Source organism: Frondihabitans sp. 762G35, assembly GCF_002074055.1.
Lineage (GTDB): Bacteria > Actinomycetota > Actinomycetes > Actinomycetales > Microbacteriaceae > Frondihabitans.
Window position 1 is genome coordinate 173,190 of the sequence record NZ_CP014619.1, and the last position, 15,113, is coordinate 188,302.

At 72.6% G+C, this 15,113-nt stretch carries 13 protein-coding genes; 5 read left to right on the plus strand and 8 right to left on the minus strand.

What is annotated here, in order from left to right:
* Positions 1 to 3 precede the first annotated feature (3 nt).
* Positions 4 to 939 (minus strand): agmatinase, encoded by a 936-nt coding sequence (speB, locus tag AS850_RS00870; protein WP_119867416.1) that lies wholly within the window; start codon positions 937 to 939, stop codon positions 4 to 6.
* Positions 940 to 1,062: 123 nt separating this feature from the next.
* Between speB and AS850_RS00875 the strand changes: the two genes are divergently transcribed.
* On the plus strand, positions 1,063 to 1,647 hold the full coding sequence (locus tag AS850_RS00875; RefSeq protein ID WP_119867417.1) for a helix-turn-helix domain-containing protein: 585 nt from the start codon (positions 1,063 to 1,065) through the stop codon (positions 1,645 to 1,647).
* Between the two features lie 22 nt (positions 1,648 to 1,669).
* Here AS850_RS00875 and AS850_RS00880 read toward each other — a convergent pair whose 3' ends face one another.
* Both AS850_RS00880 and AS850_RS00885 read right to left on the minus strand, forming a co-directional pair.
* A complete protein-coding gene (locus tag AS850_RS00880) occupies positions 1,670 to 7,438 on the minus strand; it encodes an Ig-like domain-containing protein (RefSeq protein ID WP_119867418.1) in 5,769 nt (1,922 codons plus the stop codon).
* A gap of 185 nt (positions 7,439 to 7,623) precedes the next feature.
* Positions 7,624 to 7,854, minus strand: coding sequence for a hypothetical protein (locus tag AS850_RS00885; RefSeq protein WP_119867419.1), 231 nt, complete (start codon positions 7,852 to 7,854; stop codon positions 7,624 to 7,626).
* A 143-nt stretch (positions 7,855 to 7,997) separates the two neighbouring features.
* Between AS850_RS00885 and AS850_RS00890 the strand changes: the two genes are divergently transcribed.
* Positions 7,998 to 8,234, plus strand: coding sequence for a hypothetical protein (locus tag AS850_RS00890; protein ID WP_123955407.1), 237 nt, complete (start codon positions 7,998 to 8,000; stop codon positions 8,232 to 8,234).
* Positions 8,235 to 8,410: 176 nt separating this feature from the next.
* Here the strand turns inward: AS850_RS00890 and AS850_RS00895 are convergent, their stop codons facing one another.
* The 5 genes from AS850_RS00895 to AS850_RS00915 form a co-directional block, all read right to left on the minus strand.
* Positions 8,411 to 8,986, minus strand: coding sequence for a TetR/AcrR family transcriptional regulator (locus tag AS850_RS00895; RefSeq protein ID WP_119867421.1), 576 nt, complete (start codon positions 8,984 to 8,986; stop codon positions 8,411 to 8,413).
* Positions 8,979 to 9,818 (minus strand): alpha/beta fold hydrolase, encoded by an 840-nt coding sequence (locus AS850_RS00900; RefSeq protein ID WP_119867422.1) that lies wholly within the window; start codon positions 9,816 to 9,818, stop codon positions 8,979 to 8,981. The genes AS850_RS00895 and AS850_RS00900 overlap by 8 nt, the downstream gene beginning before the upstream one ends.
* A gap of 81 nt (positions 9,819 to 9,899) precedes the next feature.
* A complete protein-coding gene (locus AS850_RS00905) occupies positions 9,900 to 10,850 on the minus strand; it encodes an aldo/keto reductase (protein ID WP_119867423.1) in 951 nt (316 codons plus the stop codon).
* A gap of 35 nt (positions 10,851 to 10,885) precedes the next feature.
* A complete protein-coding gene (locus AS850_RS00910) occupies positions 10,886 to 11,746 on the minus strand; it encodes an alpha/beta fold hydrolase (RefSeq protein WP_216819823.1) in 861 nt (286 codons plus the stop codon).
* Positions 11,743 to 13,257, minus strand: coding sequence for a flavin-containing monooxygenase (locus AS850_RS00915; RefSeq protein ID WP_119867424.1), 1,515 nt, complete (start codon positions 13,255 to 13,257; stop codon positions 11,743 to 11,745). The genes AS850_RS00910 and AS850_RS00915 overlap by 4 nt, the downstream gene beginning before the upstream one ends.
* A gap of 95 nt (positions 13,258 to 13,352) precedes the next feature.
* Here AS850_RS00915 and AS850_RS00920 point away from each other — a divergent pair, with 95 nt between their 5' ends.
* From AS850_RS00920 to AS850_RS00930, 3 genes are read left to right on the plus strand one after another with little or no spacing between them, the layout of a single operon-like run.
* Complete coding sequence (locus AS850_RS00920; protein WP_119867425.1) at positions 13,353 to 14,132, plus strand: TetR/AcrR family transcriptional regulator; 780 nt, start codon at positions 13,353 to 13,355, stop codon at positions 14,130 to 14,132.
* Positions 14,090 to 14,215, plus strand: coding sequence for a PspC domain-containing protein (locus tag AS850_RS16740; RefSeq protein ID WP_236940944.1), 126 nt, complete (start codon positions 14,090 to 14,092; stop codon positions 14,213 to 14,215). The genes AS850_RS00920 and AS850_RS16740 overlap by 43 nt, the downstream gene beginning before the upstream one ends.
* A gap of 5 nt (positions 14,216 to 14,220) precedes the next feature.
* Positions 14,221 to 15,108, plus strand: a complete 888-nt coding sequence (locus AS850_RS00930; RefSeq protein WP_119867427.1) for a GH25 family lysozyme — start codon at positions 14,221 to 14,223, stop codon at positions 15,106 to 15,108.
* The last annotated feature ends 5 nt before the right edge of the window (positions 15,109 to 15,113 follow it).

Consider the following 15,113-nt stretch of genomic DNA (forward strand, 5'->3'; position numbering starts at 1 on the left):
CTCTCAGCTCCGGGGCACCATCGAGGTGAGCAGCTCGTACGCGACGTGGGACGCCGCGATGCCGGTGAGCTGCGCGTGGTCGTAGGCCGGGGCGACCTCGACGACGTCGGCACCGACGATCCGGTGCTCGCGGAGGGCGCGCAGGAACTCGAGGAGTTCGCGGCTCGTCAATCCGCCGGCCTCGGGCGTACCGGTGCCGGGAGCGTGCGCCGGGTCGAGGACGTCGATGTCGACGGACACGTACACGGGGCGGTCGCCGAGGCGGGCGTGCAGGCGGTCGATCGCGGCCGCGAGCCCCGTGCGTTCGATCTCGTGGGACGCGATGATCGAGAAGCCGAGTCGCGAGTCGTCCTCGAGGTCGCCGCGGTCGTAGAGCGGCCCGCGGATGCCGACGTGCAGGCTCGCCGTGAGGTCGATCAGCCCCTCCTCGGAGGCGCGTCGGAACGGCGTGCCGTGGGTGACGGGAGCGTCGAAGTAGGTGTCCCACGTGTCGAGGTGCGCGTCGAAGTGAACGACGGCCACCGGCCCGTGGTGCTTGGCCACGCTGCGGAGCAGGGGGAGCGCGATCGTGTGGTCGCCGCCGATCGTGAGGAGCCTCGTGCCCCCGGCGGTCAGCTCGTCGGCGCGCGCCTCGATCTCGGCGACGGCCTCGTCGATGCTGAACGGGTTCACGGCGATGTCGCCCGCGTCGGCGACCTGGAGCTCGGCGAAGGGCGAGACGTCCTGCACGGGGTTGTAGGGGCGCAGGAGCCGCGACGACTCCCGCACGTGCGCCGGCCCGAACCGCGCGCCCGGCCGGTAGCTCACGCCGCTGTCGAACGGGATGCCCACGACCGCGATGTCGGCCCGCTCGACCTGGTCGAGCCGGGGCAACAGGGCGAAGGTCGCGATCCCTGCGTACCGCGGACTCGTGCTGGAGTCTCTCGGGCCCACCGTCATCGCGTCCTCCTTCGGCTGCGTCCTCGATCGGAGACGTTACCGTGTTGTTGTTTCTCAGGCAACAAATGTTTTCTGACCGGGACCGACGCGGCGCCACGGCCACGCCGCCTAGACTCGGGCGTCATGCGAGCCGTGCCTCCCTCCCCGCAGACCGGACCCATCTCGCTCGGCCCGAAACTCCGAGCCACGCGGCTCGCCCAGGGGCTGACGATGGCGCAGCTCGCCGAGGCGACGGGGCTCACGAAGGGCTTCATCAGCAGGATCGAGCGCGACGAGACCTCGCCCAGCGTCGCGACGCTCGTCACCCTCTGCCAGGTCCTCTCCCTGCCGGTCGGCTCCCTGTTCGAGCCTCCGGAGCACGAGGTCGTCCGGCTGGAGGACGCCCCCCGCATCAACTTCGGCGGCACGCTCGCGGACGAGCGGCTCCTGACGCCGCGGTCGGAGTCGGGCATCCAGCTCCTGCGATCCGTCCTCTCGGCGGGCGCGAGCGGCGGTGCCGATTTCTACACGATCACCTGCGAGGTGGAGGTGCTCCACGTTCTCGACGGGGGCATCACCGTGAAGTTCCCGCATCACGACGTCGAGCTCGGGGCGGGCGACTCGCTGACGATCGGCGGCCGGGAGCCGCACACCTGGGTGAACGCGACCGGCGCTCGCAGCGAGGTCCTCTGGGCGATCGTGCCCGCGGCGTGGAGCGGTTCGGCCTGAGTCGCCGCCCCGCGGCGCGACCTCAGGCGCCGGTGCGCCGCGGTCCCGGTGCGTGACGCTCGGCCCGCTGCCGAGTGAGGTGCATCAGCACGAGGCCGAGCCCGACCAGCAGGATCAGCGCCCCGCCGAGCAGGATCGCGCCCGTCCCGGTGCTGCCGGTGAAGGCCAGCGCTCCGATGACGGGGGCCGCGGCCGAGGCCACGATCGCCGCGACGACGGACGGGTAGATCACGGTGACGAGTGCCCGGACGGTGACGGCGTCGGTATCGGTGACGCGGTAGCCGATGGACGCGGTGCCGTGGAAGTTGTGCTCCGGCGTGAAGGTCACCGAGCCTGCGCGGGCGGCGAACGTGCCCTTGCCCGGCAGGGCGAACGACTCGACCGAGGCGCCCGTCCTCGGGTCGATCAGGCGGACCGTCGCCTGCTCGAAGCGGGCTCCCGGAGTCACGCGGTCGTTGGCCAGGATGCGGACCGTCGCGACCTCGTTCGGGGCCGCGGTCACCGAGTCGTCGGCCGCAGCCGCTCCGGCCTGGACCGTGATGGTCGCCGTCGCCACCGTGATCTGGCCGCTCGCGTCGGTGGCCGTGTAGGTGAACGAGTCGACGCCCGAGAAGCCCTCGCGCGGGACGTAGCGGTAGGAGCCGTCGCGGTTCACCGTCACGGTGCCGTGCGCCGGCCTGGCGCGCAACGCGGCCGTCAGCCCGGAGCCGCTGTCGTCGGCCAGGAGACCCGAGGCCGCCCCGACGACGAGCGCGCGGCCCGCCGTCGTCCGGCCGCTGTCGGGTGCCGCCACCGGCGTGACCCGCACCGTGACGGTGGTCGTCGCGTCCTGGCCGTCGGAGTCGCGGACCGTGTAGTCGAACGTCTCGACGCCGGAGAACCCGGCGGCCGGCGTGTACGTCAGCACACCCGCTCCGCTCACGTCCGCCGTGCCGCCCGCCGTCGGGACCGTCGCGGCCGTCACGATCAGGCCGGTGCCGGAGTCGTTGCCGAGGAGTCCGGGTGCGCCGACGACGATCCGGTGGCCCGCGGTGGTCCTCTCGGTGTCCGCGGTGGCGCGGGGGGTGACGACGATCGTCACCGTGCCGGTGCGCACCTGGCCCGAGCTGTCCGTCGCCGTGTAGGTGAACGAGTCGGCTCCCGAGAATCCGGCGGTGGGCGTGTACGCGTAGGAGCCGTCGGGGTCGACGGTCACGGTGCCGTGCGCCGGCGCCGCGTCGAGACGCGCGACCTGGCCCGTGCCGGAGCTCTGCGACAGCAGACCGTTCGCGGCCGTCACGTCGAGGGGCGAGCCGGCCGCCGTCTTCGTCGCGTACGGGGCGGCGAGGTTGCCGACGAGCACGCGCACGGTCGCCGTGGCCGCCTGCCCGTCCGCGTCGACGACGGTGTACGAGAACGTGTCCGTGCCCGAGAACCCGGCGTCGGGCGTGTAGGCGAGATCGCCCGTGGAGGAGCGGTCGACGCGGCCGTGAGCGGGAGCCGCCCGCCCGGTCCCGGACGCGGGGGCGACGGTCAGACCGGTGCCGCGGTCGTTCCCCGTCAGCGTGGCGACGGGGATGTCGAGCGCCGTGTTCGCGGGCGTCGTGAGGGAGTCGTCGACGGCGCGCGGGGTCACAGTGATCGCGACGGTGGCGGTGGCCGGGGCTCCTGCGCCGTCCGCGATCGCGTAGGAAACGGTGTCGGTTCCGGAGAAGCCGGCGGCGGGGACGTAGTCGACGGTGCCGTCGGTGGCGATCACGAGCGATCCGCCCTTCGGCGTCGTCACCGCGGTGCCGGGTGCGCCCGAGCCGACGGCGGTGACGGTCAGCCCCGTGCCGCGATCGTTCCCGAGCACGCCGGGAGCGTCGCGGTGCAGGGTCACGCCCGCGACCGTGGTCAGCGTGTCGGACACGGCGAGAGGCGCGACGTGGATCGTCACCGAGCCGGCCGCGACGGATCCCGAGGAGTCGGTCGCCGTGTAGCCGAAGGTGTCCGTGCCGGAGAAGCCGGCGGCGGGCGTGTACGCGTAGGAGCCGTCGCGCGCCACCGTGGCCGAGCCGTGCGCGGGCGACGTGGCGAGGGCGGCCGCGAGGTCGCTGCCCGCGTCGTTCCGCAGGAGCCCCGAGGAGACCGGGACCGAGAGGGCGGTGCCGACCGTGGTCGATCCGGTGTCGGCGGCGGCGACGGGTGCGACGTGCACGGTCACCGTGGTGGTGCTGGTGCCGCCCGAGGTGTCCTGGACGACGTAGGTGAATGTCGTGTCCCCGGAGAAGGTCGGGGCGATGGCGAAGGCCAGACCGCCGTCGCCGGCCAGGGTGACGGTGCCGCCCTCGGGCTGCGTCACGGAGGAGATCACCAGGGCCGTGCCGCGGTCGTTGCCGAGCAGGGTCGCTGCGGGGATCGCCAGCGTCGTGCCGGACGACGCCGAGACGACGTCGGGGTTCGCCTTCGGGGCGACGGTCACCGTGACGGTCGACGTGGTGCTCGTGCCGGAGCCGTCGGTGACCGTGTACGCGAACGAGTCCGTCCCCGAGAAGCCCGTGGCGGGCGCGTAGTCGAAGGCACCGCCGAAGGAGACCGTGACGGTTCCGTTCGCGGGCTGCTCGGCCGTCGCGGTGAGGTCGGACCCCGACGCGTTCGAGAGGAGCCCGTGCGCCGCGTCGACGTGGTCGACGACGCCGGCGATCGCCTGGATCGCGATCGGCCCGGCGGCGGGCGCCACTGTGATCGTCGCGACCGCGGTGGCCTGCTGGCCGGAGCCGTCGGTCACCGTGTAGTCGAACCGGTGGGTCCCCGAGAAGCCCGGCGTCGACGCGTAGGTCACGCTGCCGTCGCCGTTCAACGTCGCCGAGCCCATCGATGCGGAGCCGACGGAGGTGACGCGCAGGTCGGTGCCGCGATCGTTCGCGACGAACACGGAGGGGTCGAGGCGCTCGGCTGCTCCTGCGGTGGTGCCGGGCACGGTGTCGTCGACGGCGACCGGGGTGACGTTCACGGAGATCGTCGCGGGGGCCGACACCGTCTGGCCGTCGGTTACGGAGTACGTGAAGGAGTCGGGGCCGGAGAAGCCGGCGGCCGGGCGGTAGACGACGGAACCGCTCCTCAGGAGCGTGGTGCCGTGACCGGGGCGGCCCACCGACGCGATCGACAGGGGCGCTGCGCCGGCGTCGTTGGCGAGGAGGACGGTCCCGTCGACGACCTCGGGGGAGCCCGCCTTCGTGGCGGGGATCGTGTCGTCGACGGCCGCGGGGACGACGGTGATCGTCACGGTCCCGGGCGTGCTGGTGCCGCTCGAGTCGGTCGCCGTGTACGTGAAGGTGTCGGTGCCCGAGAAGGTCGCCGCGGGCGTGTAGTCGTAGGAGCCGTCGGGCCGGAGGTCGAGGGTGCCGTGCTGCGGTGCCGTGTCGACGTCGGCGCGGAGGCCCGAGCCCGACGAGTCGGAGAGCACGCCGTGGGCGGCGTCGACCGAGTCGGTGACGCCGGAGACGGCCGTCGTCGCCGTGGCCGAGACCGCAGGAGTCACGGTGAGGGAGGCCGTGGCCGTCGCCGTGCCGCCCGACGCGTCGGTCACCGTGTAGTCGAACTGCGCCGGGCCGGAGTAGCCGGCGGCCGGCGCGAACGTGATCGACGAGCCGTCGGAAGCGACGGTGGCCTGGCCGTTCGCGGCCGCCGAGACGCCCGTGATCGTGAGACCGGTGCCACGGTCGTTGCCGAGCAGGGTGGAGGCGGGGACGGTCTCCGACGTTCCGGCCGGGGTGGACGGCAGGGCGTCGGCGCCCGCGGTGGGCGTGACGCGGATCGTCTCGGTGGCGGTGCTCGTCGCACCGTTCGCATCGGTGACGGTGTACGTGAACGTGTCGAGACCGGAGGTCCCACGGGCCGGCGTGTACGTGATCGAGGAGCCGTCGGAGGAGAGCGCGACGGTGCCGGTCGAGGGGGTCCCCGTGGCGGTGACCGCGAGACCCGCGCCCTGGTCGTTGGCGAGGAGCGTCGTCGTCGTGATCGTCGCCGGCGTGTTGTACGGCGTCGACGGGAGGGTGTCCGCCACGGCCACGGGGACGACCGTGAGCGTCACGGTGCCGGTGCTCGTCTGGCCGGCGGAGTCGGTCGCCGTGTAGGTGAAGGAGTCCTGGCCGGAGAAGTGCGCCTCGGGCGTGTACGTGTACGAGCCGTCGGGGCGGAGGTCGAGGGTGCCGTGTGCGGGGTCGGAGCCGGGGGAGGCGGTCAGCTGGGAGCCGCCGTCGTTCGCGAGGACGCCGTGCTGGGCATCCTGCGTGAACGGCGCCCCGGCGGGGAGGGTCGCGACGTCGGCGTTGGCCGTCGGGCCGACGACGATCGTGACGGTGGCGGTCGCCTGCTGGCCGGAGGAGTCCTGGTCGGTGTAGGTGAACGAGTCGGTGCCGGCGAAGCCCGAGTCGGGCTGGTACGTGAACGCGCCGCTCGCCGTGTCGAGGGTCGCCGTGCCGTGCGCGGCCGAGGTCGAGGAGACGATGGCGGTGCCGGTCCCGGAGTCGTTTCCGAGCACGCCGGGAGCGGAGACCGAGAGCTGCGTGTCGGTCCTGGTGTGGAAGCTGTCGTCCCGGGCCGCGACGTGCACGGAGAGGAGGGTGTTCGTGAAGACGCAGGAGACGTCGGCGTCGTCCGGCGCGGACGACTTCGGCGGCGTGATCGACGCGATCCTGCCACTCCCCGTCGCGACGACGCTGCCGGTCGTCTGGTTCGTGCACCGGTAGCTCGTCGCGTAGTCGGCGAAGTCGGTGGTCCCGGCGGCCTTCTCCGACACCGTGTACGTGCTGCCGCCGACGACGAGCGAGGCGCCCGCGACGGCGCTCTGCAGGCCGGTGTCGGTGCCGCTGGTGGTGGCGGTGTTGCCGTACTGGAGGCCGTCGCCCGCGACCTCGAGGGCGAACTGGTCGGTGCCGCGCCAGCGCTGGTCGACGCTCGCGCGACCGGAGATGCTGTCGGCGTAGTTGCAGGAGGCGAGGTCGGTCGGCTGCAGGCCGCCCGCGATCGCGACGGTCCCGACCTGAGTTCCGGAGCTGGGGTCGATGCGGAGGAGGTTGGTGCCGCTGGCGACGTAGAGGTAGCCGCTCGTGGAGAAGGCGATGCCGGGGCTGTTGGTGCCCGACGGGAGCGCGGTGACCTGGCTGGTCGTCAGCGCGACGTTCCCGGTCGTCGAGGGCACGACGGTGTCGACGCGGAGGACCTGCGCGCCGGCGGCGACGTAGAGGATGCCGCTCGTAGAGAACGCGAAGTCGCCGTTGCCGGAGGCGACACCGGGGAGGTGCCCGACCTTGCCGATCGAGGCGCCGGTCGCGGGGTCGTAAGCGTAGACGGCGGGATCGGTGACCCCACCCTGAGCGAAGTAGTAGATGCCCGTCGCCGGGTTCACGGCGCCGCGGATGGTCCTCGCGGGGATGTCGATGCCGGTGATCGCCGTCACGGTGCCCGAGGCGGCGTCGTAGCGGGTGATCGACCCGGCGGTGTTCTCGGCCGTCTGGTTGACCGTGGCGTAGGCGGCCGTCCCGTTGGGGGCGAGCGCCAGAGCGTTGTTCGCCGTGTTGCCCGTGGTCGTGAAAGCGGGGAGAGCCGCCGTCGCTCCGGAGGTCGCGTCGATCGACTGGACGGTGCCGTTCGCGCCCGCGATGGCGTAGATCGTGTTCTGGTCGCAGGAGAGGTTGGCTGCGGCGCGAGCCGGGCTGACACCGCTGCCCTCCGTCATGCCGAGGGCGGCGAGGAGGACGACGGTCGCGACGGCGACCGGCTTGAGGGCCCTCCGGGGCAGGGAGAGGCGGGCGGCGTGTTCGGGCATGGCGGGGATCCTCGGGTGGCGGGGCAGAGCGCGGCGGGGTGGACCGCTTCAGCCCGTCTCCGGAGGGGATCGCAGGAGCGACGGGGCCGATGACGCAATCCTCCGGGTCGCCCGCGCTCGGCGGGAGTCCCTAAACCGAGTGCCCCCTGAACGGGACGTCGCCCCGCTGCGCCCGTCGGCCGCCGTCAGTCGCCGCGCTCCTCATCCGGATACCGCTCCTCCGACGGGTCGTAACCGGCGCCGCGACCGACCTCCTCGTCGGCGGTCGGGGTGTGCTTCTCCCCGGAGACGCCGCCCGCGTTCACGGCGACGTAGTCGCGCTCGCCCGAGGTGGCCCCACCGAGGGGCTCGGTCTCGTCGCCGGGCAGGGCGGCCGCGGCCACCGCGTCCTCGGTGCTGTCGCTCTTGTCGGTCACGGGGGATCCTTCCGATCGGGAGACTCCGACGGTAGGCGCTCATCGGGGGACACGCACGGGCTATCACGCGCGTCTCTCTGTGACAATCCCCTGGGATTCCCAAGGAAAGAGGGGCATGATCATCGTGGGAAGGGGAATTGACGATGGGGTACAGTCCGCAGGTCGCCGCGCTCATCCAGGAGCGCCTCGACATCATGAAAGTCCTCGACGATCGCGTCGAGCTGTCCTTCCTCGAACGCGCCCGGTTCCGCATGGAGCTGCTCAGCGTTCTCGACTGCTACAACAGCGGCCGTCTCGACGCCGCCTCCGCGCACGGCTCGCTCGTCGCCCTGCGCGTGCGGATCCTCGAGACGGTCGACCAGAGCTCCTACGCTTCCTGATCGTTTCGCCCCTCACGTTGTGACGCACGGGCTGGGCCGATAGCGTTAAGAGGCCTCGGATGCGGTTCAGGTATCCGCAGGTGGTAGGGACGCCATTCGGGTGCGTTCCCACCGCGGGGCCCGCTCATTCGGGTGAGCGGGCCCCGCTTTCTCGTCTCCCGTCCGTGCTCGCGACGTCAGGGCGCAGGAGCCGCGGCCCGGTCCAACCCGGAGGCCAGCGCCCGCACGAACCACTCGAAGCTCGCGTCGACGTCCGTCGGAAGACCGAAGCCCCCGGACGCCTCCAGGCTGACGAAGCCGTGCAGCGCCGACCGGAAGGCGCGTGTCGCGTGCACGGCGTCGTCACCCTCGAGGCCGTAGGCGCGGAGCACGTCGAACACGACACGGGCGGCGGAGTCCGCCGCAGCCGTCTCGGCGGTGTCGCCGTCGCGCGGGGCCCGCACGGTCGCGGCGTAGCGGCCGGGGTGCTGCCGGGCCCACCCGCGGACGGCGTGCGCGAGGGCGAGGAGGGCGTCGTCTCCTGCGCGCCCGACGGTCGCCGCGGCCATCTCGGCCGCCAGCTCCGTCTTCGCGCGCTCGCCGACCGCGACGCGGAGCCCCTCCAGGCTCTCGATGTGCTTGTAGAGACTCGGCATGCGGACCCCGAGCCGCTCGGCCACGGCCGCCAGGGTGACCCGCTCGAGGCCGACCTCGTCGGCGACGACCTCGGCCTCCTCGGCGATCCGGTCGCGGGTGAGACCGGCCCTAGGCACGGTCCTCGCCCCGGTCGAGAGCGCGCAGGAACCCGAGGGTCGCCTCCGCGGACACCGTCGGCTGCTGGAACTGCGGGTAGTGCCCCGCGTCGTCGACCAGCACGACCGCAGCGCCCGAGCGCTCCGCGATCCAGGCGGCCTCGGCGGCAGGATCCGGGAAGTCCGGGTCGAGGGCCCCCATCAGCACGAGGGCGGGCACCCCGATCGTCGGCAGCAGTCGCTCCGCCTCGGCGTGACTCGTGCGCGCCGTGAGTGAGAAGGCCCGCCCGCGGCCGGGACGCCGGAACGACGCCCTGATCTCGGCGAGGTGCTCGCCGAAGCCCTCGGGGCGGTGGCCCGCGTGGAGCGTCGGGAGGTAGCGGCCCCAGACCGGACCGGCCCAGAGCGGAGCGGTGATGACGCGGAACGCCAGGCGCGCGACGGCGTTCACGGCAGGGTCGCGCACGAAGGGGCCGACGAGCACGAGGCCGCGGACGAGGTCGGGCCGCCGGGCAGCGACGAGGACTGCGGCTCCTGCGCTCATCGAGTTGCCGACGAGGACCGCCTTCTCTCCGGTGCCCCGGAGGAGGTGGTCGAGAAGGGCTACGAGATCGGTCGCCGTCGCCTCGTCGCCGTATGTCGAGAACGAGGCGTCGCTGTCGCCGTGGCCACGGAGGTCGAGGTCGGCGACGCGGTACCCGGCGGCCACGAGGAGCGACGAGTACTCGCGGAAGGAGGACCGCAGGTCGCCCATTCCGGGCGACGTGACCACGAGGGGCCCCTCGCCGCGGAGATCGTAGGCGAGGCGCCCCTCGGGGCGGTCGAGATGGTGCGTTCCGGTGGTGGCGATCATGGCTGCTCCTCGGGTTGACGACGTGAAGCTATTGTGACTAGCCGATTGGCTAGTGTCAATAGCTTTCCGAGGAGAGCCCCGTCAGTAGCGGGCGCCGACCACCTTGTCGCCGAGCGCGTCGAGCTCCGCGAGTGACTCGGCATCGAGGCGGACGTCGAGCGCGGCGACGTTCTGCTCCAGCCACTTCACGCGCTTCGTGCCGGGGATGGGAGCGACGGGGATCCCGAGACGCTCGCTCTGGGCGCTGACCCAGGCGAGGGCGACCTGCGCCGGCTCGGCGGAGACGCGCTCGGCGACCCGGCGGACGGCGTCGACGATGGCCTGGTTGGCCTCCGCCGCCTCGCCGACGAAGCGCGGGCTGCGCTTGCGGAAGTCCTTGTCGCCGAACGACTCGGGCGTCACCGTGCCGGTCAGGAAGCCCCGCCCGAGCGGCGAGTAGGGCACGAGGCCCGTGCCGAGCTCCTTCATGACGGGAGCGAGCTCCTCCGGGTCGCGGGTCCAGAGCGAGTACTCGCTCTGGACGGCGGCGATCGGGTGGACGGCGCTGGCTCGGCGGAGGAGCGACTCGTCGACCTCGCTGAGACCGAGGTAGCGGACCTTGCCCTCCTGGACGAGCTCGGCCATCGCTCCGACGGTCTCCTCGATCTCGGCCGTCGTGGCGGGGCGGTGCAGGTAGTAGAGGTCGATCGTGTCGATGCCGAGGCGAAGGAGCGACGACTCCGCCTGCTGCTTGACGTAGTTGCGCTCGCCACGGATGACGCGGTTCCCGTCGCCCGCGGTGCGGTCGATGCCGAACTTGGTGGCGAGCTGGACGCGGTCGCGTCGGTCGTGGATGGCACGCCCGACGAGGACCTCGTTGTGGCCGTCGCCGTAGACGTTGGCGGTGTCGAGGAACGTCACGCCGAGGTCGATGGCGCGGTGGATGGTGCGGATGGATTCGTCCCAGTCGCCCTGGCCGTACCACTCGCTCATGCCCATGCAGCCGAGGCCCTGGGCCGAGACGGTGAGTCCTCCGAGATTTACAGTGTTCATGCCGGCGAGGCTACGCCGGGCCCGCCGGTCGGCGTTCAGCGATCTCCGGCCCGGTCGGCGAGGAACGGCAGGATCAGGGCGGCCACCTCGTCGGCCCGCTCCAGGTGCGGCATGTGGCCTGTCTCCGCGAAGAGGTGGGTCGTGGCGTCCGGCAGGAGCCGCTGCGCTTCGCGCAGGTGCTCCGCCGGCAGGATCAGGTCGCGATCGCCCCAGAGGACGAGCACGGGTGTGCGCGACGCGGCGACGGCCGAGGTGAGGCGGGCCCGCCAGGCGGGACGGATGCCGCGGATCGTCCCGAGGTCGTGCGCCACCTCGCGGAAGGCGCGCATCGCCCCGCGGCGGGAGCCGCGCCGGAGGCTCCGCGCGATGCGCTCCTCCGAGACGAACGACCGGTCGCGGAACAGCGCCCGCTCGGTCTGCCGGGCGGTCTTCTCGCTCGGGCGCAGCAGCACGCGGCCCACCACCGGCACCGCGATCGCCCGGAGCGCGCTCGTGACCGTGGACCCGAATCCTGCGCTGTTGATCAGCACGAGGTGGCGGACGCGACCCGGGTCGCGGACGGCGAGCGCCATGGCGACGGCGCCGCCGAGCGAGTTGCCGACGACGTCGACGCTGTCGATGCCGAGGGCGTCGAGGAAGGCGGAGCAGAACGCGGCGAGGGAGTCGAGCGTGTGCGTGCGCGGGAGGGGGTCGGAGTCACCGAACCCGGCGAGGTCGAGGCTGATGACGCGGTGCTCGGACGAGAGGAGCCGGTGCTGGTCGTCCCAGTCGTGGAGGCTGCGCCCGATGCCGTGCAGCAGGAGGACGGGGCTGCCGGATCCGGTCTCCCGGTAGTTGGCGCGTCGGCCCCCGACCGTCGCGGTCGCCTCGGTCGGCAGCGGTGCCGGGGCGGTCACTCGGCCATCACCCACTCGGGCGCCTCGACGCGACCGGAGAACCGCAGGCCGTCGCCGCGGAGCCGGCCGAGCCGGAACAGCTTCACGTCGAGCGGGTAGTTCTGGTGCAGGCGCCAGGGTGCCTCGGCGCCCTGCTTCGGCATGAGGTGGATGCCGCGGCGGATGTAGCCGGACGACAGGTCGATCAGCGGCGTGCGCTCGCCGACGTCCCGCGGCGGCACCGGCACGACGGTGGTCTGCTTCGTGCGGTCGAGGTGGCGCAGCAGGCGTTCGACGTAGTGGACCACGAGGTCGATCTTCAGGGTCCAGGAGGCGTTGGTGTAGCCGATCGCGAAGGCGAGGTTCGGCACGCCCTCGAGCATCATGCCCTTGTAGGTCACGCGCTCGGCGGGGTCGATCGCCGTTCCGTCCACGCTGAGCGCCATGCCGCCGAAGAGGAGCAGGTTGAGCCCCGTGGCCGTGACGATCACGTCGGCGTCGAGCTCCTCGCCCGAGGTGAGCCGGATGCCGCGCTCGGTGAAGGTGTCGATCGTGTCGGTGGCGACGTCGGCGCGCCCGTCGCGGATCGCGGTGAACAGATCGCCGTTCGGGACGATGCAGAGCCGTTCGTCCCACGGGTCGTACTTCGGCTGGAAGTGCTTCGCGATGTCGAAGTCGTCGGGGAGGCGCTTCCGCGCCTGGGACCGCAGGATGCCCTTCATCCGCTCCGGGGACCGCCGACTGATCCGGTAGCTCACCAGAGACTGCGTGATGCCCTTCCAGCGGGAGACCGCGGCGGCGGCGCGCTTCGGCACGTGGCGGGCCAGGAGGCGGTCGAATCCGTCGTCGACGGACGGCAGCACGGCGATGTAGCCGGGGGAGCGCTGGAGCATCGTGACCCGCTCCGCCTTCTCGGCGAGCGTCGGCACGAGGGTCACGGCCGTGGCGCCGCTCCCGATCACGACGACCCGCTTGCCCGCGTAGTCGAGATCGGCCGGCCAGTGCTGCGGGTGCACGACGCGCCCCTCGAAGCGCTCCTCGCCGGGGAACGACGGGGTGAAGCCCTCGTCGTAGCGGTAGTAGCCGGTGCCGAGGAACAGGAACGAGCAGGTGTAGGTCGCCGCGCCCTCGGGACCGCGGTCGACCGTGACCGTCCAGCGGGCGTCCGCGGTCGACCAGTCGGCCGCGACGACGCGCTGCCGATAGCGGATCAGGCGGTCGACGCCGTACTGGCGGGCCGTCTCCCGCACGTAGTCGAGGATCGACGCGCCGGGGGCGATCGTGGTCGAGGAGTCCCACGGCCGGAACGAGTAGCCGAGCGTGAACATGTCGCTGTCGGACCGGACGCCGGGGTACCGGAAGAGATCCCAGGTGCCGCCGCTCGCCTCGCGCGACTCCAGGACCGCGACGGTCTTCCGGGGGAAGTCCTTGACGAGGCGACAGGCCGCTCCGATCCCGGAGAGGCCGGCTCCGACGATGAGGACGTCGACGTGTTCGGTCCGTTCGGCGACGGACGGGGCTCCTGCGCTCATGAGTGCTCCTTTGCAGTCGGAAGGAGTCTATCGACACCGTGTCGAGTGGATCAACACCCTGTTGAGCAAAGCACCCGGCCCGCTAGGATCGCCGCATGACCGACGCCGCCGCCCCGCAGCGCGGGAGACGCGCCGCCCGCGTCACCGGCGACGACCGGCAGCTCGCGATCCTCGCGACGGCGGAGCGGCTGCTCGACGACCGCGAGTTCCGCGACATCACCATCGACGACCTCGCTCGCGGCGCCGGGATCTCCCGGCCCACCTTCTACTTCTACTTCGCCTCCAAGGAGGCGGTGCTGCTCACCCTCCTCGACCGGGTCGCCCGCGAGGCCGGCACGCGCACCGCCCACGTCTTCGACCGCCTCGGCGACGAACCCGGTGCCTCGTGGCGCCGCGGGATCGAGGCGTTCGCCGAGACGTTCAGCGCCCACCGCGGCGTGACGGTCGCCGCCGTCGCGGCCCGCGCGGAGGCCCCCGAGCTCGCGACGCAGTGGTCGCGGCTGCTCGGTCGCTGGATCGACGCGACGGCCCGCGGGATCGAGGCCGAGCGCGTCCGCGGCGCCTCCCCGAGCGGCCCGGACGCCCCCGCGCCGCACCGCCTCGCGACGAGCCTCAACCTGCTCAACGAGCGCGTGATCCTGCTGGCCCTCACCGAACCGGAGGCCACAGGTCCGCTGTCGGAAGCCGTCGACACCCTGCTGCACGTCTGGCTGACGAGCATCTACGGTCGCGTGGCTGTGGACGGCGCTCAGGAGGGTGCGCCACACTCGGGGGCATGTCGAGAATCGTCCGCCCCAAGAGAGGCCGCGTCATCGCCGGCGTCTGCGCCGCCATCGCCGACCGACTCGGCTGGAAGCGGTTCATCGTCCGACTGATCTTCCTGCTGTCGATCGTGCTGCCGGGGCCGCAGGTGCTCCTCTACATCGTGCTGTGGATCGTCTTCCCGAAGCAGCGCTAGCGGCGGTGCCGCCGAGACGACGACCTCGACGCCGGGCCGCGGCCGTGGCGGTGCTGGTGCTGGCGGGGGTCGCGGGCTCGACTCTCCTCGCTCATCCGGCCTCGGCGCCGAGCCCGGCGCCCGCGGCCGCGGCTCGACCCGCCCCGACCGGGGAGTCGCTCCTCGGGCTCGACGTCAGCGCCTACCAGCACGGGGTCGACTGGCACCGGGTGAAGGCGCTGGGCGCTCGCTTCGCCTACGTCAAGGCGACGGAGGGGACGACCTACACGAGCGCCCGCTTCCGGTCGCAGTACTCCCAGGCCGCCCGGGTCGGCGTGCCCCGCGGCGCCTTCCACTTCGCCAAGCCGAACGAGTCCGGAGGCGAGAAGCAGGCCGCGTACTTCGTGAAGGCCCTCGAGGGGCTCGGCGGCGGCCGGGTCGACGGCACGGCGACGTTGCCGCCGCTGCTCGACCTCGAGTACGACCCGTACGTGAGGACCGACGGCACCGACTCCTGCTGGGGTCTGACGCCTGAGGAGATGACCGCGTGGGTGTCGCGGTTCAGCGACACGGTCGTCGCGCTGACCGGCCGGGTGCCCCTCCTCTACACGACCGCCGACTGGTGGAAGCGGTGCACCGGCGACAGCGACGACTTCCCCCAGAACCCGCTCTTCCTGGCCCGGTACGTCGACGACCCGACCGAGGGTCCGGGAGGTCTGCCGGCGTCGTGGAGCCGATACACGATCTGGCAGTACACGAACGCGGGGCGCCGCTTCGAGAGCGTCACGGACGGCAGCCCCGGCGACACCGTCGCCGCCGACCAGGACCTCTTCGCCGGATCTCCCGCCGACCTCCGCGCCCTCGCCCGGAGCCGCTTCGAACCGCTGCCCCGTCTCGCCCCGCTCACCGGCTGAGGAGG

Bases quoted from the DNA above. Each gene is read 5' to 3' on its own strand.
- AS850_RS00920 (WP_119867425.1), top strand. From the start codon at position 13,353: ATGACCGACGCCGCCGCCCCGCAGCGCGGGAGACGCGCCGCCCGCGTC.
- AS850_RS00875 (WP_119867417.1), top strand. From the start codon at position 1,063: ATGCGAGCCGTGCCTCCCTCCCCGCAGACCGGACCCATCTCGCTCGGC.
- AS850_RS00890 (WP_123955407.1), top strand. From the start codon at position 7,998: ATGGGGTACAGTCCGCAGGTCGCCGCGCTCATCCAGGAGCGCCTCGAC.
- AS850_RS00905 (WP_119867423.1), bottom strand. From the start codon at position 10,850: ATGAACACTGTAAATCTCGGAGGACTCACCGTCTCGGCCCAGGGCCTC.
- AS850_RS00915 (WP_119867424.1), bottom strand. From the start codon at position 13,257: ATGAGCGCAGGAGCCCCGTCCGTCGCCGAACGGACCGAACACGTCGAC.
- AS850_RS00880 (WP_119867418.1), bottom strand. From the start codon at position 7,438: ATGCCCGAACACGCCGCCCGCCTCTCCCTGCCCCGGAGGGCCCTCAAG.
- AS850_RS00900 (WP_119867422.1), bottom strand. From the start codon at position 9,818: ATGATCGCCACCACCGGAACGCACCATCTCGACCGCCCCGAGGGGCGC.
- speB (WP_119867416.1), bottom strand. From the start codon at position 939: ATGACGGTGGGCCCGAGAGACTCCAGCACGAGTCCGCGGTACGCAGGG.